Origin of the sequence: Bacillus sp. HMA207, assembly GCF_003402455.1 — a bacterium.
Classification (GTDB): domain Bacteria; phylum Bacillota; class Bacilli; order Bacillales; family Bacillaceae_G; genus Bacillus_A; species Bacillus_A cereus.
Genome location: NZ_BEZT01000001.1, coordinates 1,929,363 through 1,953,103 on the forward strand (window position 1 = coordinate 1,929,363; position 23,741 = coordinate 1,953,103).

The following is a 23,741-nucleotide window of genomic DNA, read 5'->3' on the forward strand; positions in this document are numbered from 1 at the left end:
CTACATACATGAACAGAATCGGCATTATCGGAGCAATGCAAATTGAAATAGATTTACTTTTAGAAAAGCTAGTAATACAAGAAGAACAGACAATAGCGGGAATGCCATTTTATATTGGAGAATTCATGGGAACAGAAGTAATTATTGCACGTTCTGGTGTAGGGAAAGTAAATGCAGCTGCATGTGCGGAAACATTAATTCATAAATTTAATGTAGACTCTATCATCAATACGGGCGTTGCTGGTGGATTACATCCAGATGTAAAAGTTGGTGATGTAGTTATTTCAACGAATGTTACCCATCATGATGTAAGTAAAAATCAAATGAAAAAATTATTCCCGTTTCAAGAGGAGTTTATTGCAAGTAAGGAATTGATAGAGTTAGCACGTAAAGCATGTAACAGTAATAGTTCAAATATTCAAGCTCACGAAGGAAGAATTGTAAGTGGTGAATGTTTTGTTGAAGATTCAAAGTTAAAGGCAAAATTAATAGATGAATACGCACCTCATTGTACAGAAATGGAAGGTGCAGCAATTGGACATGTTGCCTACATAAATGATATACCGTTTCTTGTTATACGATGTATTTCTGACAGTGCAGATGATGAAGCTCAAGTTTCTTATGATGATTTCGCGAAAACTGCTGCGAATTATTGCTCAGAAATTATTATTGAGATGCTTAAAAATATATCTGGTAAAACTATAGTCCAAAAGGAGAGATAGGAATGTTACAAGCATTAATTTTTGATATGGATGGAACATTATTTCAAACAGATAAAATTTTAGAATTATCGTTAGATGATACTTTTGATCACTTAAGATCACTTCAATTATGGGATACGGTAACACCGATTGAAAAATACCGTGAAATTATGGGTGTGCCGCTACCGAAAGTTTGGGAAGCTTTATTACCGGACCATTCTATTGAAATAAGAGAACAAACAGATGCATATTTTTTAGATAGACTAATTGAAAACATAAAAAGCGGAAAAGGCGCTTTATATCCAAATGTAAAAGAAATATTTACATATATAAAAGAAAATAATTGTTCAATTTACATTGCTAGTAATGGTTTGAAAGAATATTTACGAGCAATCGTAACGTATTATGCTTTAGACAAGTGGGTGACTGAAACGTTTAGTATTGAACAAATACAATCGCTAAATAAAGGTGACTTAGTTAAAAGTATTATGAACAAATATGATATAAAAGAGGCAGCGGTAGTTGGTGACCGGCTATCTGATATAAATGCAGCGAAAGACAACGGTTTACTTGCAGTTGGGTGCAATTTTGATTTTGCGCAAGAAGAGGAACTTGCTCAGGCTGATATAGTAATAGATGATTTAATAGAGTTAAAGCGGATACTGCCTGCTGTACAGAGATAAATAAAGTGTGTGCATTTTTTCCAAGTCCTATATGTCTTATTTTATGGAGGGAGTATGCTTAAAAATAATTTTAAAATTAGTAATATTCCTGCGGTTTTATGGGGAGAGAAGAGTGAAAAAGTTTTTATTGCAGTACATGGAAATATGTCAAATAAGGAAGATATAGTTATTCAAATATTAGCTGAAGAAGCCAATCAAAAAGGCTATCAAGTATTAAGCTTTGATTTACCTGAGCATGGAGAAAGAAAAAATGATAACACTCCTTGCAAAGTACAGTTTTGTGTTAGTGAATTATCTATAATTATGAACTACGCAAAAGTACATTGGAAAGAAATAAATGTGTTTGCATGTAGTATGGGAGCGTATTTTAGTCTTTTAGCTTATCAAAATGATGTGCTAGAAAAGGCATTATTTTTATCACCAGTAGTTAATATGGAACGAATTATCGAAAATATGATGAAATGGTTTAATGTAACACCGGAGCTTTTACAAAAAGAAATGACTATAGAGACACCTATTGGTCAAAAGTTATATTGGGATTATTTATGCTATGTAAAAGAGCATCCTATTAGTACATGGAATACAGATACATATATTATGTACGGAGCTAGGGATGAGCTGTGCGAATTTGAAACTATTAACTATTTTACAAAAAAACATCGTTGTGAATTAGAAGTTATGGAGACGGGTGAACATTACTTTCATACTGAAGAACAGTTGAAAATATTTGAACAGTGGTTACACAAGCATATCAATTAACAAATTATAATTTAACTTATACCTGCTAGAGAAGAATGGTGAATTTATAAACTGATATTATATTTGAGAGACATTATAAATGTATATGTATTCATTTAAGTAAAAAGGTGCTTTAGTTCAATAAGAATTACACAACTTTAAAGAGCCTTACCACACACTAGATTGTAGCAAGGCTCTTATATTTTCATAATAAAATTAATTAACTGTATTATCGATTTACATATGAAGTGAAGTATATGCATACTATGAATTAAATAAAGTAACAACCATAAAAATGCTCAAAATAAATGATTCTCGAGCATTTTTATGTATTTTCGTACTTAGGGGGAATGGACTTGAAAGATATACATATTCAACAAATAGAAAATTTAATGGAATATGAATTCAGTCATCTCGTTCAAGACAGTGAAGAAGAAGGGTTTAATTTCCTTATAAGACTAATAAATGAATATAAACACAAAGTAAATGTATTCAATAAAACTGGAGAATGTTTATATGGTATTTTCCAAGGGGATATGTTAATCGGAGTTGGAGGTTTAAATAAAGATCCGTACACAAAAGACAATAAGATTGGGCGGTTGAGGAGATTTTATATTTCCAAGGATTATCGGCGTATAGGGTTAGGGAATTTATTATTAAATCAACTATTATGTCATGCGGAAAAGTATTTTGAAGTGATTGTTTTACATGCTGACACGAAGCAAGGGGATGTGTTTTATACTTCAAATGGATTTGTAAAAGGGGGATTATATAAGGGATCGAGTCACTACAAACTATTATAGAGATTGCTATCCAAAGAATAGCTACGGAAAGATATTTTCGTTGATAAATCGATATATTTTAAAAATCCCTGATATATATGAAGGTGCGACCCTTATATTAAAAACAACTTTTATAATTTCATTTACCAAATTGTTATTATAAAAAAGAGCACCTTAGCTTTTAAAATTTAGCTTATAAGGTGACTCCTTTTCATTCAATTACATTTTAACCTTCATTTGTTTCAATAATAATCCTGGTTTACCTTTTACATAATAAAAATGCGGATTATTTTCATCATCATAAAGCATAATATAAGGCTTTTCTTTTAGTGGGAGTAGTATAAGTATTTCGTCTATTGTAGTGTGTAACCATTGATTAGTAATAGAAACCGGCTTAGATAAAGGGATTTTTATCATATAGCCATCTTTTGGAACGACATTTAAGTTTTTAAATGGACCAGTAATTGATTTAGCGTATTGAACTGCTTCTTTTTGGATTACTGGATCTAAAGATTGTTTTTGAATGACCATTTCTTTTTGACAATCAAATACTTCAATTTGTTGATTTGTATTTGCGAACGCATTTGTTGATAATAGAAATAGAAGAAGAGAAATGACCCCGATTTTTTTTATCATAGTACAACACCTCACCATTACTATCCCCTCAAAAGCTTTAAATATTTTTCTGTCACATTCATGTAACAAAGATGTTGTATGATACAATTGGTTTTTGTTTAAAAGCAATGGAGGAAAAAATATGAAAGTTTTAATTGCAGATGACGAACAAGATATGTTAAGGATTTTAAAAGCTTATTTTGAAAAAGAAGGATTTGAAGTTTTTTTAGCAAAAGACGGGGAGGAAGCACTTCAAATATTTTATGATGAAAAAATTGATTTAGCTATTTTGGATTGGATGATGCCAAAACATAGTGGTATTACTGTCTGTCAGGAAATAAAAAAGAATTCAAGCGTAAAAGTATTAATGCTTACGGCGAAAAGTGAAAGTGAAGATGAATTAGCAGCGCTTCAAAGTGGGGCAGATGAGTACGTGAAAAAACCATTTCATCCAGGAGTACTAATTACGCGAGCGAAAAAACTTATTCAGCATGATGATATTATTCAAGTACAAGATGTAAAGATAAATTTCGCCAAAAATAAAGTATATAAAAATGATATAGAGTTAGAAATTACAAAAACAGAGCTCGAATTAATAAAATGCTTTTTAAATCATAAAGGAACAATTTTAACTCGTAAAAAATTGCTAGATATTGTCTGGGGATTTGACTATTTTGGAGAAGAGAGAACGGTTGATACACATGTAAGAAGGCTACGTAAAAAAATTGGAGAAAATATTATTAAGACGCATCGTGGGCTGGGTTATAGTTTGGAGGAACAAAGTGAATAAACTTGGGAAAAAGTTATTTTTAAGTATTTCTGCAACTGTTATTCTCATCTTTATGATTTCATTATTATTCATTAACAATCTCTTACCGAACTATAATATTTATAAAACACGTGAAAACTTAAATAAATTTACAACACAAATACAAAATACAACAGTGGAAAATATAGAGGATGTTATTCATACAATTGAAAGTGAAAATAACGTTACAATTGCGTATACGCCAATTAATCAGTCGGAAGATGCTATGAACGACGCGTTACGCATGCAACTTACGAAAAAGAAAGTAACGTTAAATAAGCTTTGGATTACGAAAGACGAAGTTATGAAAGTGAAGACGGAAGGGCAATCGAATAAACTGTACGATCAAGGAAAGGTAAAAGCGAGTTTTTTTGCTAAATATATTGCGAAAGATGATACGATAATTTTAATTGGGACTTCCATTGCGAATTCAAATGAAATTATAAATACGTTAAATACATTTTACTTATATATCCTATGTTTCTCGCTCCTTCTTATTATTTTACTTGTGTGGATACTTTCAAAAATAATAACGACACCACTGAAAGAGTTAAGTGATGTGGCTCAGGATATTTCACATTTGCAGTTTAAAAGAACGAAAGTGAAAACGAATGATGAAATAGGAGAGTTGGCCAATAGTATTAATATCATGAGTGAAAAACTACATGAAGCACATCAAGACTTAACTGATCGTAATGAACATTTAAAACGATTTATGGGTGATGTAACGCATGAATTAAAGACACCGATCGCATTAGTAAAAGCATACTCTATGGGGATTAAAGATGGATTAGATGATGGGACTTATGTAGATACAATTATTAAACAAACAGATCAAATATCAAACTTAATTGAAGAACTATTACGATTTTCTAAACTAGAAAGAGATATTTTACAAAAAGAAGAATTCCCCATTGAACCACTGGTTCAGAGTATATTAGATAAGCATCAGATTGAACTGGATTCGAAAGAAATTAACTTGCAAGTAAATTGTAATGCGGGCGATACAATCGTTTATGCAGATTTAAATAAAATGAGAATGGTGTTTCAAAATTTAATTTCTAATGCGATAAAATATACAGCAAATCAAAACATAATAATTACATTAGAAGATAGAAATAAAAGTATATATTTCCAAATAAAAAATGGCATTCCTACGGATAAAATTAAGGATATCGAGAAAATTTGGGAGCCTTTTTATGTACTAGAATCTTCTCGTAGTAAAGAAAAATCAGGTACAGGATTAGGTTTAGCGATAGTGAAAAGTATTTTAGAAAGGCATGGTTTTGAATATGGAGTTTCCTCTATAGATGGAGAAATTCAATTTTATATAAATGTGAAAAAGGACTAATGAAAATATTAGTCCTTTTTGCAGCTTTAGAGATTAGCGATACAGGATGAATCACCATAATTTTCAAAATTGATGTATTAAATGGAGAATTAGCAAATGTTCTACTTTCATTAAATTCACGTGAAGTTCACAGGAAAACGTTATATTTACATAGTTATATTTGAATTTAATGAAGTGAGGTATTCAGATTTGAAAAGAAAGAAATTAGTAATTGGTAGCATTTTAATGGGTATGACGTTATCTTTATCTGCATGTGGTTCATCAGATAATATTGTAACGACAAAATCAGGAAGCATTTCAGAAAGTGATTTTAACAAAAAATTAAAAGAAAACTACGGTAAACAGAATTTATCTGAAATGGTAGTAGAGAAAGTATTACATGATAAATATAAAGTTACGGATGAAGAGGTAACGAAACAACTAAAAGAATTAAAAGACAAGATGGGCGATAATTTTAATACATATATGGAATCCAATGGTGTGAAAAATGAAGATCAGTTGAAAGAGAAATTAAAGCTTACTTTTGCTTTTGAAAAAGCTATTAAAGCAACCGTAACGGAAAAAGATATTAAAGATCATTATAAGCCAAAGCTTCAAGTTAGCCATATTTTAGTAAAAGATGAAAAGACAGCAAAAGAAATTAAAGAAAAATTAAATAGTGGCGAAGATTTCGCGGCATTGGCTAAACAATATTCAGAGGATCCAGGTTCTAAAGAAAAAGGTGGGGAACTATCTGAATTTGGACCTGGTATGATGGTGAAAGAATTTGAGGATGCTGCGTATAAGTTAGAAGTTGGTCAATTGAGTGAACCTGTTAAATCTTCTTTCGGATATCATATTATTAAGCTAACGGATAAAAAAGAGCTTAAACCGTATGAGGAAGAGAAAGAGAATATTCGTAAAGAATTAGAACAGCAACGTATACAAGATCCTCAATTCCATCAACAAGTTACTAGAGATCTGCTTAAAAATGCAGATATAAAGGTATCTGATAAAGACTTGAAAGATACCTTTAAAGAGTTAGAAAAATAATAAATGGAATGTAAGGCAATCGATAGAAATATTGGTTGTCTTTTTCTCTATTTATCCCGTTATTTGCCGGGCAGTAAGACCCCACCTCAAAATTCAGCGAAAGCAAAGAAGTGGCCCTGCTGATCGTAAACGCCCAATTGGTGAGGGTTGATTAAAGTTTCACTTTATAAAGAAGGTGGGAGTGGGAAAATAATTTCACACCTCCATTAAATTTTACTTAATAAGAAATCTTTGAGTTTCTCAACTTTTATATAAAAATAAAACTGAATTTTCAGTTATTTTGTTATATAGTAAAAGAGAACGAATAAGGGGAGGGAATATTTTGAGTAAAAAGAAAATGGCAATTACACTGTCAGCAATGCTATCTGCAACAATTATACCTAGCTTTACTATGAATGTGCATGCAGAGAAGAAGGAAGAGACTAAAAATACGAAAATTGAATTAGAAAATGGGATGACAAAACCGATTTATTCTCTCGATGAAGCTATTATCGAAAATTTATATGTAGAGACAGAAGTTGATAGTGATCGAGACGGTAAGAAAGACAGAGTATCGATAAAAGTTATGCGTCCAAAGACAGATCCGAATGTGAAAGTTCCTGTTATTTATGAAATGAGTCCATATCGATCTGGATTAAAAGATGTTCCTGTATATAATGTAGATGAAGAATTGTATGCGTATGAAGGAAAACCGTATGGAGCGATTAATCTTGGTTCGTATGGGAACTATTACGTGCCAAGAGGTTATGCAGTTATTTTAGGCGAAAGTATCGGTACTGGAAAATCAGATGGATGCCCTACAACTGGAGATGAACAAGAGATACTCGGGACAAAATCTGTTATTGATTGGGTAAACGGTCGCGCGAAAGCATTTACAGAACAGGGTGAGGAAGTTCAGGCAAATTGGTCTACAGGCAATGTAGGTATGACTGGAGTTTCTTATAATGGTACATTACCAAATGCTGTTGCGACTACTGGAGTTGAAGGTTTAAAAACAATTATTCCAATCGCAGCAATTAGTAGTTGGTATGATTATTATCGTGCAAATGGTGCAGTCATTGCTCCAGGCGGGTATCAAGGAGAAGATACAGATAATATGGCAGAAGCAGTACTGACAAGGGAAACCCCTGAAGTTTGCGGACAAGTTATAAAAGAGTTAACGGCTGGACAAGACCGAAAAACAGGTAATTATAATGATTTTTGGGATAAACGTAACTATGTAAAAGATGCTAAAAATGTAAAAGCGAGTGTATTTGTTGTTCATGGTTTAAACGATTGGAATGTTAAAACGAAACAGTTCGCGCAATGGTGGGAAGCACTTGGAGAAAATAATGTTCCGCGTAAAATGTGGCTACACCAAGGTGGTCATGGTGGGACATCAAGTAATAACTGGCAGCAAACACAAAATAAATGGTTAGATTATTGGTTGTACGGAATTGAAAATGGAATTATGGATGAACCAATGGTTGATGTGCAAAGAGAAAATAAAACGTGGCAAAAGATAAAAAATTGGCCAGATCCAGCGGCTGTACCTTCAAAAATCCGTATGTATTTAAGCAATAAATCAGTTAATTTGCCACTAAGTATGGGATCGGCTAATAAAGTTTTCTCATTCTTAGATGATGCACAAATAAAATCAAACCAATTAGTAGCAAACCCAGAATTAGAAGTAGCAAATCGATTAGTATATACAATGCCTGTACTGCAAAAAGATACGCGTATAAGTGGTACACCAAAGATTTCAATTACAGGAAATATTGATCGATCTGTATCAAATTTAACAGCGTTACTTGTTGACTATGGAGGAGCGAAGCCGGAAATCGTAACGAGAGGCTGGATGGACCCACAAAATGTAAAGAGTATAGAAAATTCAACAGCGATTCAACCGGGCAAAGATTATACATTCACATGGGACATGCAGCCAGATGATTATGTATTTAAAGCGGGGCATCAAATCGGAGTTGTTTTAATTGCAAGTGATTATGATTATACAATTAGACCGAAAGCTGGTACAAAACTTACTGTGAAATTAAGTGAAGTGACATTGCCGATTGTGAAATAAATATTTTTTCTAAAGAGCTTACTAAAGTAAGCTCTTTAATTTGTAGTCTGAATTTTTAATTTTTATATTTCAAATTGGAAGGTTATGTAATACAATATCATTATATTCTATGGAAAGTGAGTGATATATTATGACAGTCAGCTCTTTCGAAATCTCATTAAAATTAGAGGTACAGGAAGATTAGTTGAATTGAAATCTTCCGTACGTAAAAACGGAGGAGAAAATAAATGTTTAGTTTTTATAGTACACTTTGTACGGAACTGTATGATTACACAAAACCAGTCGGTTATTCTTTAAATGGTGATATTGAGTATTACAAAGAACGTTTAAAAGATTGTAGAGGAAGAATCCTCGAAGCTGCAGTAGGTTCAGGGCGTGTCATCATTCCGCTTCTAGAGGCTGGTTTTAAAGTGGATGGGATAGATTATTCACCTGAAATGCTAGATTCTTGCCGTAAGCGCTGTAAAGAGAGAGGCTTACATCCTAATTTGTATGAAGGAAGCTTGCAACAATTTTCACTTCCGCATAAATATGACGCAATTATCATTCCTACTGGATCTTTTTGTTTAATTGAAAATCGTGTGGATTCTATAAATGCATTGAAATGTTTTTATGAACATCTTAATCCAGGTGGACGATTAATCGTAGATATTATGCTCCCGCATAAATGGAAGACTGGGGAAATTCATACATCGACTTTCTCTTTGCCAAGCGGAGATGGAATCACATTAGAAAATAAATCAATTGAAATAGGTTGGCTGAACCAAGTTACTGTATCATATTTGAAATATGAAAAGTGGAGTAAAGGACAGTTAGTACAAACAGAATTGCAACGCTTTGCGCTGCGCTGGTATGGAATAGAAGAGTTTATACTTCTTTTAGAAAGTATAGGTTTCTCAAACATTACTCGCTCTACTGAATATGTTTATGAAAAAGAACCGTCAAATGCAAATCAAACGATTACTTTTGAAGCTGTGCGAAAAGAATAGAACTAAAACTATGAATAAAAAATAAGGCAATCGTTTTAAAATCGGCTGTCTTATTTTTTATTTTATGTAATGGTTTATAGAGAAAGATTGGGGGAAATAAATGAAACTTATATTAATATTTGGCCCACAAGCAGTTGGAAAAATGACAGTGGGGCAAGAATTAGCAACATTAACCGGTTTAAAACTTTTTCATAACCACATGACAATTGATTTAGTAAGTCCAATTTTTGATTACAGTACGAAAGAAGCAAAAAGACTAGTAAGTTTATTTCGTAATGAAATATTTGAAGAAGTATCTAAAAGTGATTTATCTGGAATGATTTTTACGTATATATGGGCATTTGACCTCCAAGAGGATTGGGATTATATACATCATGTAGAAAATATTTTTGAATCAAAAGGTGGGACAGTGTATTTTGTAGAGCTGGAAGCGGAATTAGATGAAAGATTAGAACGAAATAAAAGCCCGAATAGATTAGAACATAAACCGAAAAAAAGAGATATTGAGTGGTCTGAAAATAATTTGAAAGAAACGATGAAAATGCATAGATTAAACTCTCTTCATGGTGAAATTGAAAAAGAAGAGTATATAAAAATTAATAACACGTATTTGAGTGCAAAAGAAGTAGCGGAAATGATTAAAGAGAAGTTTCAATTGTAAAATTCCCGAAGTCTATTTCGTTTCTATTGTCCAAGCATTCTCCTACTAATTACATATACTATTTATGTTAAAATCGGTCACTATTTTAGATGGTGCTATTTTAATATATATAACTATGCAGGGAAGAGGGGAGAATAAATTTGGAAAACGTAGAACAAGATAGAATTGAAAATCAAGTGTATTCAAATCGTGTAGTAAGATCAGAATTTGATGCGAATTGGGAAACTTGTATATCAAAGAGTGGTTATGTAATTTATATAGCAACAAGTAATAATGCTGAAGTAATAGTGCTTCTTGCAGATGGTTCAAGTAAATTATTAATTTTCGAAAAAGGCGGTAAAGTAGTAGTAGGTGGCGGTGGAACAAGTCATTACAGTAAGCCACATATTGCAAGAAATATTTAAGATAGAACATGTTGTTAATTAAGAAGAAGCTGGAAAACGGTTGTCATTCATGTTTAGGGCATGATAGACGAACCGTTTTTTTATTTGTTTATAAATTTAGAAGAACTTCATTGATTACAAATACATCGGGATGACCAGCGAAATTAGAAGAAAACTTGGCGGCTAATGGTACAAAATATTATGTAGGTTTGCAAGAATCTTATAAGCGATATAAAAAGTATTTCCTATTTGGGGAAACACTACTTCTATGTTATAGTATAATAGTGTTTTTAGAGGGCGCTATTTTAATATATCTATAATTTTGTTATGTATTATTTTCATATTAAATAAGTGTCTAAAGTATTTTTTTATATAAGGAGTAATAATTAGAGAAATGAAAAATATAGACTTTATACTAGAAAGTGACGAGGCATTAAAACCGTCTGAACGATTAGTACTATTATTATTAGAGAAGCATAGAATGTTATATACGAACGATCTATTGGCATTATCAAATTTATCATATAAAACATTAACAGATTCATTAACGGCGCTAGTTTTAAAATCGTATGTGTTAAAGGAAACAGGTAAGGGAAGAAGACAGAATTGCTATAGATTAGTATGATAAGGCAGCTGTTTTAGAGACTTTTACATATGTTTTTTCAATCGTAAGGTGAAAGTGTATTTTTGTTTTCAAACGAAAAACTCACTATAAGAGGGGCTAAGATAGTAGTGTTTCATTTTTGTAAATGTAATTATTTCATCATCGAAAATACAAAAATAAAATAAACGGTATAAAAAAGAAATAAAAAAACAATCCATTCTAAAAAGGGATTGTTTTTTTATTGGAATAATATTATTTGATGCGTCGAAAGCATGAATAGCAGTAATAGACATTACCTGTTTTATTTCATGCAACTGAACAAATATGATGAAAACTATGTGTATAGTTTTTTGCTTGCTTTTTCAGTAACTCTAATGAAATCATGGTCTTCATTGTTTAAAGGCAGTATTTTTAACATTATTGCTATTCAGCATTAAGCACAAAAAAGTGGTATATAATATTGTTATGTAAACTTAAGATTTTAAAAGGAAAATGTAATAATGAATAGAACATGTAGAAGGAGATGCTTAAATATTTTGAAGGATGGGAGATTATTATGGAGTATTTACAATCAATAGCACAAGCTGTGATAAGTGGTAATAAGGAAAAAGTAGTAAAGTTTATAAAGGCGAGTCCAAGTATTGTTAACGAATGTAGTGAAGATGGCTGGACACCACTTCATTTAGCAGCTTATTTTGGACAGAAAGAAATAGCGAGTTTTCTTTTAGAAAGCGGTGCAGATATACATAGTAGAGCGAAAAACGAAAATGAAAATACGCCTTTGCAAGCGGCAATTGCGAACAAGCAAAGTGAACTTGTCGCTTTCTTAATTGAAAAAGGATCAGATGTAAATATTATGCAAAGTGGTGGCTGGACAGGACTCCACGAAGCAGCATTATTGGGAAATGAGGAAATAATTATGTTGCTCCTTAAAAATGGAGCTAATAAGATGATTAAGAAAAGTGATGGGAAAACAGCGTATGATATTGCATTAGAAAAAGGATATGATCACCTTTTACATCATTTGAAACAGGAAGTGAACTTATGATGAATAAATGGAGTGTTGGTATATTTTTATTTAATGAAGTAGAAGTGTTAGACTTTGCAGGGCCATTTGAAGTTTTTTCTGTAACTGAGGTGAATGGAGAAAAACCCTTTACTGTTTATACAGTTAGCGAGAATGGGGAAATGATTACAGCAAGGAATGGATTGAAGGTACAGTCAGATTATAGTATTGAAAATTTACCACCAGTGGATATTTTAATAATTCCGGGCGGGCTAGGTGCTAGAAAATATGAAATAAAAAATGAAATAGTAATAAAATGGATTCGCCAACAAATGAAAGAAGTAAAGCTGATGACTTCAGTTTGTACAGGAGCGCTATTACTGGCGAAAGCAGGTTTACTAGAAGGTTTAAAAGCAACAACACATTGGGCTAGTATTGAAAAGTTTAAAAATGAGTTTCAAAATGTTGAAGTTATAGAAAATGTAAAGTTTGTAGATGAAGGACATATTATAACATCTGCTGGAATTTCAGCTGGAATTAATATGGCATTTCATATTGTGAAAAACTTGTTAGGTGTGCATGTTGCGGAGGACACAGCGAAGCGAATGGAGTATGATATTAGTTTCCCAAATTAAAAAGCCCGGATTGGGCTTTTTATATTGAATGGATATAGTTAAGCTCTTCATCACTCAACATAGGGCGAACAGATGCATTTGCATTTTCTTGTGCTTGTATTCCTGTTTTGGCACCAGGAATTACAACACTTACTGCCGGATGAGAGAGTACATAGCGAAGTGCAAGTTGCCCTAAGGTCTGATTTTTATTTGAGAGCAACCGAAGTTTCTCTACAGTTTGTAAGTCTTCTTGAAACCAAGTTTCATTTGGCCAATCTTTGCGTAAATCTCCATCCGGAAAAATTGTTTTATTTGTGAATTTTCCAGTTAAAATGCCCATTTTTAATGGACCACGAATAACAGCTCCTAAATTTTTCTCTTGTAAAAATGGTAATATATCTTTTTCTGGTTTTCGATTTAATATATTGTAATCAAGCTGTACGATATCAATTTCGTTGTTGTTATTGAAATGATGAATGTATTGTAAATCATGAGTCGAAACACCGACTGCTCTTACTTTGCCATCACGTTTTAATATGTCAAATGCACGTAGAAATGCTTCTGTTTCCCTACGATTATGCCACCAAATATGACAAAAATAAAGATCAATATAATCTGTTTGAAGACGTTGTAAACTTGTTTCGAATACGGCGATGATTTTTTCGGGAGTATCATATACAGGAACTCCATTAGGGTCGTAGTGATGTCCGATTAAACCACCTTTCGTTGATAGGATAATATCATTACGATGTCCTTTAATCGCGGTAGCCACCAACTTTTCACTATGTCCTAAACCATACACATCCGCAGTATCAATAAAATTCACACCACACTCAATTGCTTTTTTTATAGCGGTTATAGATTGTTTATCGTTAACAGGTCCCCATTCATCCCCACCGATTGCCCATGCGCCAAAACCTATTTCAGAAACAGTTATTCCAGTTTTACCTAATGTACGGTAATGCATATTCCCCCTCCTTGTAAGCATGTTATAACATGGATATGTGGGGAAGGAATTTTGTGTGTGAAAAAACTCTTCTACAATAGTAGAAAAAGAATTACAGAAACTACTATTTTATAGCAGCATGTATAAAAAAAAACGGTGTAAATATGGAAATGTCGTCGAATGCTATCTTTAATTGGTTAATTTATGGGATATTTTTGTGAAGGAGTTTATTTTATAAGAATAGAATTAATTTAGTAAGAAAACGTGCCGATGGTAGTGAAAAATATGGGTTAGGGGGATTTGAATGAGGAAACTCAAACGAGTAAATGTTCCTAATATACCAGAGCAATTATCACAACCTAGTGACAAGCGTAGGGTAAATAAAAAGAAGTTAAGGCGACTTATTTTAATGGTCCTTTTTATTGCGACAACTACTCTGTACGTTCAATATATTTTAACGAAACAACAAGAAGTAATTGATAAAAAGAAAGATACGATTACGGATCAAAAGAAGCAATTAGTATCTTTAAAGAAAGATAAAGATTCTTTAAAGACTAACATAGAAAATTTAACAGACGATGAGGAAGAAATTTTGAAGTTAGCGAGAAAAGAGTATCAATTTTCTAAGTCAAATGAAACTATATTTGTGATGCCAAAGTAATAAAAAACAGTTAGCCATTGAACTGCACCTCCAATTGTTAGGCAGCGTCTAACAATTGGAGGTGCAGTTTTTTATGTATGAATGTCATGGTACAAGGAACAATCACATATTGTAAAAATGAAGAGTTTAAGCTGTTTTCATAAATATGGAATATGCACTAAAATAAATGTTGTTAAAATTCTGTCAATTATATTATAATACAAGGTAAGCGGATACATTTTTTAATCCACGTTGAGTTCCTCGCTCATACGACTATTAAGAAACCCGTTATCCTCGTATAAGAAAGGAAGATAGCTGTGTACGCTTCAAATACAATTTATATCGTAGGGGATGCGAAAGCACCTCAAAATAATCCCATTACTGAAAAGTTTAAAAGCTATTTCGTAGCATTTATACTTGTTAAGGATACAGGGGAAATTGTAGATGCAGACTGCTCAGCGACAATTGCATTAACATCTCAATTTGTTAAATATTTATTTCTACATAAAAATATAAATGACCCGGCGTTAGTAATGGAAGTAAAGAACCGATATTTCGGTTCTTCTCAAAAAGCGTTACTTGTAGCGCTAAAAGATGCACAGAAAAAATATAATCAGATTGCTGCTTTGTCTACTCAATCATAGACAAAATCCAGCCGTAAGAATCATTCTTATGGCTGGATTTTTTTATTTCACATTATCGTCCTACATCAAAAGCAAACGAAAATAAAGTAGAGAGATAGGAGAGTAAATGCCCAATGGGTTTACCTAATAATCCGTGGGTATAAATCTCCGGTGGATTAAAATTTCACTTCATTGGAGAACGAAAGGATGAACAAAATGAAAATTACAGATGTAAAAGTAAATCGTAGACGTGTAAAACTGCATACACCGTTTAAAACCGCGCTTCGTACTGTAACCGAAATTGAAAGTATAGATGTTTATATTCATACAGACGAAGGAGTGATTGGTAAGGGGGCTGCAGCCGCAACGCCAGTTATTACGGGGGATTTCACCAGCGGAATGGAAGAAGCGATTTTAGGGCCGATGCGTTCATGTTTAATTGGTCAAAATATCATTCAATTTCAGCAGTTACTACAGCGCATTCAAATGAGTTGTATTGGAAATTCAAGTGCAAAAGCAGCGGTAGATATCGCTTTATATGATGTATATTGCCAATATCAAAATGTGCCGTTATATGCATTGTTAGGCGGGAAGAAAGAAATTCATACCGATATTACAGTGAGTGTGGATGAGCCTGTATTAATGGCAAAAGAAGCGAAGAAACATATAGAAAAAGGATTTCAAACATTAAAGATTAAAGTGGGTAAAGAGGCGCATTTAGATTTGGAACGTATTGAGGCAATTCGAAATGTGGTACCAAGAAATACGACATTACGTTTAGATGCGAATCAAGGTTGGAGTCCAAAAGAAGCGGTCTCTATCATTCAAGAGATGGAAAATCGTAATTTAAATATAGAATTTATTGAACAACCAGTACACGCGAAAGATTGGGATGGGTTAAAGTACGTCAAAGATCGTGTGCAAACGCCAATTATGGCCGATGAAAGTATATTTTCAGCAAGTGACGCATTAAAGCTCGTTCAAGGAAGATATGCAGACTTCATTAATATTAAATTAATGAAATGTGGTGGCATACGTGAAGCATGGCGTATTGCTGATATCGCAGAAACAGCTGGTGTGAAGTGTATGGTGGGCAGCATGATGGAGTCTTCACTTTCCGTTAGTGCTGTTGCGCATTTAGCGGCAGCGCATCCTAATATTCATTATTTTGATCTTGATGCACCGCTTTGGTTAATGGAAGAGCCAGAAGGAATGACTTATTCTGGATCAAAGGTAAACCTTCAATCGACAGTGAATAGTAAATCTTAGGAGAAGAGACAAGTAAACTATCTTTTAAGGGGGATATATATGAAAAAAGTAGGAACTGCATTTTTAACAACTTTATTTATATTTTCATCGTTTACATCGGCAAATGCTGAAGAAAAGAAGGATAATAAAGCATTTATAGATGTATCTGCTGCAACGTTATGGACAGCACCTGATTCATTAAGACCAATCGATACACCGAGTGCAACAAATCCAGTGGATCTATGGAAATGGACGAAATCAATGACACTTGACGAGAAACTATGGTTAACAAATGCAAATAAATTAGAAACACAAGCTTTACTCGGTCAAGAAGTAACTGTTATTGATAAGAAAGGCGAATGGGTGAAGGTATTAGTGCATGGACAGCCAACACCACGAAATGAAGAAGGTTATCCGGGCTGGATGCCTGAAAAACAATTAACATATAATCAAGAATTTGCAGATAAAACAAATGAACCTTTTGTCTTAATAACCAAACCAACAGCGATTTTATATATAAATCCTTCTGAAAAACATAAATCACTTGAAGTCAGTTATAATACAAGACTGCCGCTATTAAGTGAAGACACAATTTCATACCGTGTATTGTTGCCAAATGGTCAGAAAGCATGGCTACGAAAAAATGATGGAACAGTTTACCGATCTCAAACTGATATTCCAACTCCGGCGGCCGATGATTTAATTAACACAGGGAAAATGTTTTTAGGCTTACCGTATATATGGGCTGGTACAAGTGGTTTTGGATTTGATTGCTCTGGCTTCACACATACGATCTATAAATCGCACGGCATTACAATTCCGCGAGATTCTGGACCGCAATCAAGAGCAGGGGTTGCAGTTGATAAAGAAAATCTACAAAAAGGAGATTTAATTTTCTTTGCACATGATCAAGGGAAAGGTAGTGTCCATCACGTTGCAATGTATATTGGTGATGGCAATATGATTCACTCACCAAGAGCTGAAAGGTCGGTAGAGATTATACCGCTAAATACACCAGGATATATAGAAGAATACGCTGGTGCTCGTCGTTACTTACCTTAAAAATAGAAGGGGGTTTTTAAATGAAAAAAGTTGTTCGTTACTCATTAGTTAGTACTCTATTAGTTTCTTCATTTTTAGTTGGTTGCGCAAAAGAAAAAACTGCAACAAAGCCGAAAGATGAGAAGAAAGTATTACAGTTACTAGAAACAGGTGAAATTCCGTCGTTAAATTCAGGGAAAGTAACAGATGCAGTCTCGTTTAACGTTTTGAATAACGTAATGGAAGGACTATTTCGTCTATCGAAAAATGATGAAGTAATTGAAGCCGGCGCACAAAAATATGAAGTGAGTAAAGATGGAAAAACATATACATTCCAATTACGTGATGCGAAATGGTCTAACGGAGAGCCAGTAACCGCTCATGATTACGTATACGCTTGGAAGCAATTGGTAAATCCAGATACTGCTTCTCAATATGCATACATTGCGTACGATGTAAAAAATGCTGAGAAAATAAATAAAAAACAACTAGGTCTAGATGAATTAGGAGTAAAAGCGAAGGATGATAAAACATTCGTCGTAGAGCTAGAACATCCTGTACCGTATTTTACGAAATTATTAATTTTACCATCCTTCTATCCAATTAACGAAAAATATGCGAAAGAGCAAGGTGATAAATATGGATTAGAAGCAAATAAAGCGGTATATAATGGACCGTTTACATTATCAGAGTGGAAGCATGAAGCTAGCTTTACAATGAAGAAAAACGATAAGTATTGGGATAAAAAAGAAGTGAAGTTAGATGAAGTAAACTATCAAATTGTAAAAGAAATTTCAACTGCGGTAAATTTATATGAAACAGATAAAGTTGATAGAGCTGTTATTTCTACAGAATTCGTAGATAAATATAAAAATAATAAAGAGTTAAAACAATATACAGATCCAGTTATGTACTTCTTCCGATTTAATGAAAATGTACCGATTCTTAAAAATAAAAATGCACGTCTTGCGCTAAGTACAGTTTTTGATAAGAAGGGACTCGCAGATTCATTTTTAAATGATGGATCGGTTGCAGCAAACTATTACGTACCAAAAGGATTTTTAAAGGGCCCAGATAAGAAAGATTTTAGAAGTACGGCTGGTGAGTTTAATAAGACAAATGTAAAACAGGCGAAGGAATATTGGGAGAAAGCAAAACAAGAGACAGGTACAAATGAAGTGACGTTAGAACTATTAAATTATGACTTGGAAAACTTTAAAAAAGTTGGAGAGTACATTAAAGAGCAGCTTGAGAAAAACTTACCAGGATTAAAAGTGAATGTGAAATTACAACCACATACGCAAAAATTAGCACTTGAGAAGAAGAAAGAATATGAAATGTCGTTATCACGCTGGTTACCAGATTATCCAGATCCAATGACTTACTTAGAAGTATTCCTTTCTGGAAGTAGCGTCAATAATACAGAATATGCAAACCCAGAATATGATGCGTTAATTAAGAAGATTAAAACAGAATTAGGTAATGATGAAAAGGCTCGCTGGAAAGCAATGCAAGATGCTGAAAAAATGCTACTGGATGATGCGGTAATTGCTCCAGTATTCCAGCGCGGATTATCTTACTTACAAAAACCCTATGTGAAAGATTTATATGTACATCAATTTGGTCCAGCTACAAGTTTAAAATGGGCAGATGTACAAAAATAAAGTGATGGAGAAACAGACTTCATGTATGTGATAGTCTGTTTTTCTCATTTAAAGTTAGAAAAATAGTTCATGGTATAATTTATTAGTCTGTAAACAGTATTTGGAGGGGAAATGATGTCTATGTTTGAAGAAGAGAAAGTAATTTATACAAAAAGATTATTTATGAGGAAACCAATTGTAGAAGATATTAATCAGTTTTATAACATATTAAAAAAAGATACTGTTGGCAAATGGTTGGCTAAATCAAGAGGAATGTCGAAGGAAGAAACAAATGATTATATTGGGCAACTTATCTTACATTGGGAACAGTATGACTTCGAGGTATGGTTGTTATTTAATAGTAAAACAGGAAAGCTTTTAGGACATTGTGGTTTAAGAACGGTAGAGGAAACAGGTGAAATAGAAATTATGTATCTCCTTGACCCAGAACATTGGAGGAATGGGTATGCATTAGAAGCAGCAGAGGCTTCCATTAAATATGCAATAGAGACTTTGAATGTAACAAGAATAATTGCTAGAGTTAAAGTAGCAAATGAGAGCTCGAAAAAACTTTTACGAAAGCTCGGGTTTATATATACTCATGAAGTTAATCATAGCGGGCGTTTATTATCATATTTTGAACTTCATACATCATCCGAAGAATTCTAGACATTTCATATGTTTTTTTATTGTTAAAAAATAAAATTATTAATGAAATTCCAGTGTGAAATTTATGTAGAATCTTGTATAATTAACGTGTTTCTATGGAAACATTTTCTTGTGATATTTATATAGGACTTAATAGAACAAGGAAGGAAATACATACATGTATATAATAGATAAATAGAATGGAACATGTATAGAGAAAAAGGAGAGAAAAGATGACGTGTCAAAAACAAGGGTTACAATTTAATAACGATAGAAAGAGGGACAGAAGATGAAAATGAAGCATGCTTTTGGTCCTATAATTTTAGCGTGTGTGCTTTTTTTCATTATCATTCTAATCCCATCGAAAAGTTTAGTATCGCTTATTAGTGATAAGAAGGTAGAAGATGCGGCAACTTCTTTACAAAAAGAGAAATTACAAAGTGTTTTCTTACAGCAAAAAATGTTAGAGAATTCACAGTATTTACCGATGTACGGTTCATCAGAATTTTTACGAATGGATGCATATCATCCGTCTAATTATTTCAAAGTAAACCCAGCTGGTTTTACACCGTTTTTAATTGGAACTGGTGGTACACAAAGTTTAGCTCATATTTTAAATATGACATCTACTATGGATGAATTAGAAGGTAAAAAAGTAGTCTTTGTTCTTTCACCACAATGGTTTACAAAGACTGGTGTATCACAAGGGGATTTCACTAATAATTTCTCCAAACAACAAGCATATCATTTTATTTTTAATGATGAGATAAATCCAGAAATGAAGAAGCAAATCGCGAAACGGCTATTAGATTATAAAGTTGTTCAAGAAGATGATATATTAAAAAATTCATTAGAAGGTATTGTATATAATGATTCGAAACATAACATAAAAGCAGGGTTAGTTAAACCACTTGCTTATATGCATCGAAATATTTTAGATCATAGAGATTTATTTAACTCTTTATTTAAAATCGAACCGATGAAAGAGAAAACAAATATCGGACTTCGTTCAATTTCTTGGGAAGACGCACGTAAACACGCAGAACAAGAAGGGAAAGCTGAATCTACTACAAATACATTCGGAATTGAAAATCCGTATTATCATAAGAATAATCTGAAGAAAAAACTAAAAGGTTTAAAAAACTTTAGAGCAAATGAAACATATGATGAATCACCAGAATACGGTGATTTACAAATTATTTTAGAGTTATTTAAAGAGAAAAATGTCAAACCACTCTTTATTTCTGTACCTGTAAATGGGCCTTGGTATGATTATACTGGCTTCCCGAAAGAACGCCGTGAAGTGTATTATAAAAAAGTTCGAGAACAGGTTGAGAAAGCAGGATATCCAGTAATTGATTTCTCTGGTCATGAATATGATAAGTATTTCTTAAAAGATACGATTCATTTGGGCTGGAAAGGTTGGATTTATTTTGATGAAGCAGTGCAGAAATTTTATTCTGAGAAATAAAGTATAGAAATCGGAATGGCTATGAGCCGTTCCGATTTTTTTAGTATAGAGGATTTTGGTGAGGACAATTTGGGAATGCATGTATATCTTGAATCTGTCTATAATCATAATGTTTCATTGCAAACTGAGCTTGATAAAGGTATTCATACACATATAATTGACCATCATGCGCTGAACATAATACACCAGAAGTTCCTTGTCCAGTTATGAAGGAAATGCCGATAGGGCGTCCGATTAAGTACGGTATTTTTTGCTGCCAATGCATAGGGGAACCACTCCTTTTTGAGATAATATACGAAAGAAATGATTAAATGGTTGCTTATCCATGTAAATGTAGATGGAAAGGTGTTATATAATTCCTGAAGATTAATTCATATATAAATAAAAAACCGCTATAATTCCGAATGAATTTATAGCGGTTTTTATTATATTCTTAAGCGAGATTTTTACGCTTTTTTGTCCATTTTTTTATAACGAAGTATAAAAGTATAAGTACGACGCCACCAATTGCGAATGATTTCACATACGGACCAGCAATATCATTTATATTCTCCCAATTTTCACCTAGTTTTTCACCTAAATAAATGAAAATAATAGACCAAGGGATAATCGCAAGTGCTGTTAATGTAGTGAAACGTAGTAATGGCATTTTTGTAATACCAGCAGGAATTGAAATTGCATGACGCACTACTGGAATGAAGCGTGCTGTAAAAATGACGCCAGTTCCGTAACGATTAAACCAATCTTCTGCAGCATCTATTTGTTTTTTATGTATGAAAATATATTTTCCGTAACGTTCTAATATAGGGCGTCCGCCGTATCGTCCAAGCCAATAAATAAAGATTTGGGCAATAACACCGCCAATTGTACCGAATACAACAGCGCCTATAAATGAGATACTTCCATTGAATACTAAGTATCCTGCATAAGCAAGGACAATTTCACTTGGGATAATTTCAATCATAAGTCCAAGCATAATGCCCCAATAACCTAATCCTTCAAAAAACGTTAATACTGAATGAATAAAACTACTTAACATTGTTGCACCTTCTAGTTTATGAATTTTTGAGTATAAGAACCTTTTATTTAATGACGTAAAAGGTTCACTATATGTAGATTATACCTTATTTACATAGGGGATTGCTATTTCAATTCTTTTATGTCTCTCATAATTATTATAGTAAAAGATATAAGCCGCGTTTTCATGAAGGGTTAATGAAAAGATTATTAAAAATTTCTCATATATCAATGATAATAGACTGAAAATTAAGTATAATGGTATAGGTCTTTCATTTACAAAAATAGGAGGAGAACGTATGTATATTACAGATCCGATTTATGGACCAATCTCTATTCGTGATAGAGATATCCTTCGATTGATAGATACAAAAGCATTTCAAAGGTTGGCGAATATTAAACAACAAGGACATACTTATTTTTTACATGAGAACGCAATACATACGAGGGAAGAACATTCGATAGGTGTATATGTGCTAGTAAATAAAGTGATAGAACATCTTACTGAGATTGGTGACATACATTTATCGAAATATGAACGAAAGCTAGTATCTACTGTAGCCCTTCTACACGATGTTGGACATGGGCCATATTCACATTGTTTTCAGCAAATATCGGGTGAAGATCATGGTGAGTGGACGGTACGAATCATTCAAGAGGACGAAGAAATACGTACGATTTTAAATCAAACACCTAGATTATTAGATGATGTAACGAAAGCTTTAACAGAAGATGGAGTTTTTCCAATTATAGATGAGCTCTTATTTAATTCATTAGGAATGGATCAATTAGATTTTTGGAATAGAGATTTATATTACTCATCGCTTGAATTAGAAGGTTTACAGATAGAAGAATTGATTGCTAACATGCGTTTAATTGACGATAAACTTGTTATTGAAGAATCAGGAATCCCCTTCATCGAACAATTAATGAAAATGAAAGAAGGGCTTTACAATAATGGATTTGGCCACCCGTTTGTGATAGGAAAAGACATATTGCTGCAAACAATTTTAAAAATGATAGAGGAGAAAAATCTTTCGTTCTATACTCCTGAACTTCAAAACTTCTTTCATAAAGGAGAGAAGTTAGAAGTAGAAGACTTTCTTCCTTTACAAGATGAAATGATTTTAAATGAAATAAAGTACTTTGCAAAATCAGAGGACGTACAATTAGCGACGTTAATTCACCTTTATTTTTCAGAAGCCAAAAGTTTATCTTTTGAAAAAGGACTAGAGGGTGATTTTAAAAAGGAAAATAGCACCTTAGCAGTAATAACTGAGAAAAAGGCGTACAGTTCATATGTAGGTGGTATTTACGTCTATAGTGAGGGGCAGTTAGAGGACATTTTAGAGAAATCAAATTTCATTCAAGAGATAGTAAAATTGCCTAAAAAAGAATATGCCTATTCAATTTGATTTGGTTCGAAAATAAAAAA

Annotated in this window: 26 protein-coding genes; 22 read left to right on the forward strand and 4 right to left on the reverse strand. The window is 32.8% G+C overall.

Going from position 1 to position 23,741, the window contains the following annotated elements:
- The first annotated feature begins 8 nt into the window (after positions 1-8).
- The 4 genes from HMAS_RS10095 (at position 9) to HMAS_RS10110 (ending at position 2,925) form a co-directional block, all read left to right on the forward strand.
- Complete coding sequence (locus tag HMAS_RS10095; protein ID WP_116344777.1) at positions 9-722, forward strand: 5'-methylthioadenosine/adenosylhomocysteine nucleosidase; 714 nt, start codon at positions 9-11, stop codon at positions 720-722.
- A 2-nt stretch (positions 723-724) separates the two neighbouring features.
- Complete coding sequence (locus HMAS_RS10100) at positions 725-1,384, forward strand: HAD hydrolase-like protein (RefSeq protein WP_006922102.1); 660 nt, start codon at positions 725-727, stop codon at positions 1,382-1,384.
- 54 nt (positions 1,385-1,438) lie between these two features.
- Positions 1,439-2,143 (forward strand): alpha/beta hydrolase, encoded by a 705-nt coding sequence (locus HMAS_RS10105; protein ID WP_116344778.1) that lies wholly within the window; start codon positions 1,439-1,441, stop codon positions 2,141-2,143.
- Between the two features lie 287 nt (positions 2,144-2,430).
- Positions 2,431-2,925, forward strand: coding sequence for a GNAT family N-acetyltransferase (locus HMAS_RS10110; RefSeq protein WP_116344779.1), 495 nt, complete (start codon positions 2,431-2,433; stop codon positions 2,923-2,925).
- 198 nt (positions 2,926-3,123) lie between these two features.
- Here the strand turns inward: HMAS_RS10110 and HMAS_RS10115 are convergent, their stop codons facing one another.
- Positions 3,124-3,540: a hypothetical protein gene (locus tag HMAS_RS10115; protein ID WP_006922097.1), complete on the reverse strand. Its 417-nt coding sequence runs from the start codon at positions 3,538-3,540 to the stop codon at positions 3,124-3,126.
- 121 nt (positions 3,541-3,661) lie between these two features.
- On the opposite strand from HMAS_RS10115, the gene HMAS_RS10120 reads away from it, so the two are divergent.
- From HMAS_RS10120 to HMAS_RS10170, 10 genes are all read left to right on the forward strand, one after another.
- On the forward strand, positions 3,662-4,309 hold the full coding sequence (locus HMAS_RS10120) for a response regulator transcription factor (RefSeq protein ID WP_000865970.1): 648 nt from the start codon (positions 3,662-3,664) through the stop codon (positions 4,307-4,309).
- Positions 4,302-5,678: a sensor histidine kinase gene (locus tag HMAS_RS10125; protein ID WP_006922096.1), complete on the forward strand. Its 1,377-nt coding sequence runs from the start codon at positions 4,302-4,304 to the stop codon at positions 5,676-5,678. Before HMAS_RS10120 ends, HMAS_RS10125 begins: the two co-directional genes overlap by 8 nt.
- Before the next feature lie 189 nt (positions 5,679-5,867).
- Positions 5,868-6,710, forward strand: coding sequence for a peptidylprolyl isomerase PrsA (locus HMAS_RS10130; protein WP_000823433.1), 843 nt, complete (start codon positions 5,868-5,870; stop codon positions 6,708-6,710).
- 322 nt (positions 6,711-7,032) lie between these two features.
- Positions 7,033-8,772: a Xaa-Pro dipeptidyl-peptidase gene (locus tag HMAS_RS10135; protein ID WP_074618796.1), complete on the forward strand. Its 1,740-nt coding sequence runs from the start codon at positions 7,033-7,035 to the stop codon at positions 8,770-8,772.
- A gap of 227 nt (positions 8,773-8,999) precedes the next feature.
- Positions 9,000-9,761, forward strand: a complete 762-nt coding sequence (locus HMAS_RS10140) for a class I SAM-dependent methyltransferase (RefSeq protein ID WP_116344780.1) — start codon at positions 9,000-9,002, stop codon at positions 9,759-9,761.
- A 100-nt stretch (positions 9,762-9,861) separates the two neighbouring features.
- On the forward strand, positions 9,862-10,422 hold the full coding sequence (locus HMAS_RS10145; protein ID WP_000767065.1) for an AAA family ATPase: 561 nt from the start codon (positions 9,862-9,864) through the stop codon (positions 10,420-10,422).
- A gap of 140 nt (positions 10,423-10,562) precedes the next feature.
- The gene (locus HMAS_RS10150; RefSeq protein ID WP_000432421.1) at positions 10,563-10,826 is read left to right on the forward strand and encodes a hypothetical protein; all 264 of its coding nucleotides are present in this window, start codon (positions 10,563-10,565) and stop codon (positions 10,824-10,826) included.
- 373 nt (positions 10,827-11,199) lie between these two features.
- Positions 11,200-11,430, forward strand: a complete 231-nt coding sequence (locus HMAS_RS10155; protein ID WP_000789031.1) for a hypothetical protein — start codon at positions 11,200-11,202, stop codon at positions 11,428-11,430.
- Between the two features lie 535 nt (positions 11,431-11,965).
- Complete coding sequence (locus tag HMAS_RS10165) at positions 11,966-12,457, forward strand: ankyrin repeat domain-containing protein (RefSeq protein ID WP_000456154.1); 492 nt, start codon at positions 11,966-11,968, stop codon at positions 12,455-12,457.
- On the forward strand, positions 12,454-13,050 hold the full coding sequence (locus HMAS_RS10170; RefSeq protein ID WP_000981438.1) for a DJ-1/PfpI family protein: 597 nt from the start codon (positions 12,454-12,456) through the stop codon (positions 13,048-13,050). The genes HMAS_RS10165 and HMAS_RS10170 overlap by 4 nt, the downstream gene beginning before the upstream one ends.
- 19 nt (positions 13,051-13,069) lie before the next feature.
- On the opposite strand, the gene HMAS_RS10175 is transcribed toward HMAS_RS10170, so the two are convergent.
- Positions 13,070-13,996, reverse strand: coding sequence for an aldo/keto reductase (locus tag HMAS_RS10175; protein WP_000559357.1), 927 nt, complete (start codon positions 13,994-13,996; stop codon positions 13,070-13,072).
- Positions 13,997-14,279: 283 nt separating this feature from the next.
- Between HMAS_RS10175 and HMAS_RS10180 the strand changes: the two genes are divergently transcribed.
- The 7 genes from HMAS_RS10180 (at position 14,280) to dltD (ending at position 21,289) form a co-directional block, all read left to right on the forward strand.
- Positions 14,280-14,636 (forward strand): FtsB family cell division protein, encoded by a 357-nt coding sequence (locus HMAS_RS10180; protein WP_001228729.1) that lies wholly within the window; start codon positions 14,280-14,282, stop codon positions 14,634-14,636.
- A gap of 296 nt (positions 14,637-14,932) precedes the next feature.
- Positions 14,933-15,259 (forward strand): DUF3870 domain-containing protein, encoded by a 327-nt coding sequence (locus HMAS_RS10185; RefSeq protein ID WP_000271312.1) that lies wholly within the window; start codon positions 14,933-14,935, stop codon positions 15,257-15,259.
- Between the two features lie 186 nt (positions 15,260-15,445).
- Complete coding sequence (locus HMAS_RS10190; protein ID WP_001038463.1) at positions 15,446-16,507, forward strand: dipeptide epimerase; 1,062 nt, start codon at positions 15,446-15,448, stop codon at positions 16,505-16,507.
- A gap of 39 nt (positions 16,508-16,546) precedes the next feature.
- Positions 16,547-17,548, forward strand: a complete 1,002-nt coding sequence (locus tag HMAS_RS10195; RefSeq protein WP_006921880.1) for a C40 family peptidase — start codon at positions 16,547-16,549, stop codon at positions 17,546-17,548.
- A gap of 20 nt (positions 17,549-17,568) precedes the next feature.
- Entirely contained in the window at positions 17,569-19,191 is a 1,623-nt protein-coding gene (locus tag HMAS_RS10200) for a peptide ABC transporter substrate-binding protein (protein WP_000758260.1), read from the forward strand.
- Between the two features lie 114 nt (positions 19,192-19,305).
- Positions 19,306-19,839 (forward strand): GNAT family N-acetyltransferase, encoded by a 534-nt coding sequence (locus HMAS_RS10205; protein WP_116344782.1) that lies wholly within the window; start codon positions 19,306-19,308, stop codon positions 19,837-19,839.
- Between the two features lie 268 nt (positions 19,840-20,107).
- A complete protein-coding gene (dltD, locus tag HMAS_RS10210; protein WP_000782297.1) occupies positions 20,108-21,289 on the forward strand; it encodes a D-alanyl-lipoteichoic acid biosynthesis protein DltD in 1,182 nt (393 codons plus the stop codon).
- 40 nt (positions 21,290-21,329) lie between these two features.
- On the opposite strand, the gene HMAS_RS10215 is transcribed toward dltD, so the two are convergent.
- Together HMAS_RS10215 and HMAS_RS10220 are read right to left on the reverse strand one after the other, a co-directional pair.
- Positions 21,330-21,554, reverse strand: coding sequence for a hypothetical protein (locus HMAS_RS10215; protein WP_000558695.1), 225 nt, complete (start codon positions 21,552-21,554; stop codon positions 21,330-21,332).
- Between the two features lie 168 nt (positions 21,555-21,722).
- Positions 21,723-22,328: a DedA family protein gene (locus tag HMAS_RS10220; protein WP_000952913.1), complete on the reverse strand. Its 606-nt coding sequence runs from the start codon at positions 22,326-22,328 to the stop codon at positions 21,723-21,725.
- Between the two features lie 277 nt (positions 22,329-22,605).
- On the opposite strand from HMAS_RS10220, the gene HMAS_RS10225 reads away from it, so the two are divergent.
- Positions 22,606-23,721 (forward strand): HD domain-containing protein, encoded by a 1,116-nt coding sequence (locus tag HMAS_RS10225; protein ID WP_000275988.1) that lies wholly within the window; start codon positions 22,606-22,608, stop codon positions 23,719-23,721.
- Positions 23,722-23,741: the final 20 nt, after the last annotated feature.

What these genes read in the sequence shown, in the direction of transcription:
- HMAS_RS10195 (WP_006921880.1), top strand. Translation starts at nt 16,547, where the DNA reads ATGAAAAAAGTAGGAACTGCATTTTTAACAACTTTATTTATATTTTCA.
- HMAS_RS10115 (WP_006922097.1), bottom strand. Translation starts at nt 3,540, where the DNA reads ATGATAAAAAAAATCGGGGTCATTTCTCTTCTTCTATTTCTATTATCA.
- HMAS_RS10190 (WP_001038463.1), top strand. Translation starts at nt 15,446, where the DNA reads ATGAACAAAATGAAAATTACAGATGTAAAAGTAAATCGTAGACGTGTA.
- dltD (WP_000782297.1), top strand. Translation starts at nt 20,108, where the DNA reads ATGAAAATGAAGCATGCTTTTGGTCCTATAATTTTAGCGTGTGTGCTT.
- HMAS_RS10175 (WP_000559357.1), bottom strand. Translation starts at nt 13,996, where the DNA reads ATGCATTACCGTACATTAGGTAAAACTGGAATAACTGTTTCTGAAATA.
- HMAS_RS10120 (WP_000865970.1), top strand. Translation starts at nt 3,662, where the DNA reads ATGAAAGTTTTAATTGCAGATGACGAACAAGATATGTTAAGGATTTTA.
- HMAS_RS10180 (WP_001228729.1), top strand. Translation starts at nt 14,280, where the DNA reads ATGAGGAAACTCAAACGAGTAAATGTTCCTAATATACCAGAGCAATTA.
- HMAS_RS10145 (WP_000767065.1), top strand. Translation starts at nt 9,862, where the DNA reads ATGAAACTTATATTAATATTTGGCCCACAAGCAGTTGGAAAAATGACA.
- HMAS_RS10105 (WP_116344778.1), top strand. Translation starts at nt 1,439, where the DNA reads ATGCTTAAAAATAATTTTAAAATTAGTAATATTCCTGCGGTTTTATGG.
- HMAS_RS10225 (WP_000275988.1), top strand. Translation starts at nt 22,606, where the DNA reads ATGTATATTACAGATCCGATTTATGGACCAATCTCTATTCGTGATAGA.
- HMAS_RS10215 (WP_000558695.1), bottom strand. Translation starts at nt 21,554, where the DNA reads ATGCATTGGCAGCAAAAAATACCGTACTTAATCGGACGCCCTATCGGC.
- HMAS_RS10155 (WP_000789031.1), top strand. Translation starts at nt 11,200, where the DNA reads ATGAAAAATATAGACTTTATACTAGAAAGTGACGAGGCATTAAAACCG.
- HMAS_RS10165 (WP_000456154.1), top strand. Translation starts at nt 11,966, where the DNA reads ATGGAGTATTTACAATCAATAGCACAAGCTGTGATAAGTGGTAATAAG.
- HMAS_RS10110 (WP_116344779.1), top strand. Translation starts at nt 2,431, where the DNA reads ATGATTCTCGAGCATTTTTATGTATTTTCGTACTTAGGGGGAATGGAC.
- HMAS_RS10095 (WP_116344777.1), top strand. Translation starts at nt 9, where the DNA reads ATGAACAGAATCGGCATTATCGGAGCAATGCAAATTGAAATAGATTTA.
- HMAS_RS10205 (WP_116344782.1), top strand. Translation starts at nt 19,306, where the DNA reads ATGTCTATGTTTGAAGAAGAGAAAGTAATTTATACAAAAAGATTATTT.
- HMAS_RS10170 (WP_000981438.1), top strand. Translation starts at nt 12,454, where the DNA reads ATGATGAATAAATGGAGTGTTGGTATATTTTTATTTAATGAAGTAGAA.
- HMAS_RS10220 (WP_000952913.1), bottom strand. Translation starts at nt 22,328, where the DNA reads ATGTTAAGTAGTTTTATTCATTCAGTATTAACGTTTTTTGAAGGATTA.
- HMAS_RS10200 (WP_000758260.1), top strand. Translation starts at nt 17,569, where the DNA reads ATGAAAAAAGTTGTTCGTTACTCATTAGTTAGTACTCTATTAGTTTCT.
- HMAS_RS10100 (WP_006922102.1), top strand. Translation starts at nt 725, where the DNA reads ATGTTACAAGCATTAATTTTTGATATGGATGGAACATTATTTCAAACA.
- HMAS_RS10140 (WP_116344780.1), top strand. Translation starts at nt 9,000, where the DNA reads ATGTTTAGTTTTTATAGTACACTTTGTACGGAACTGTATGATTACACA.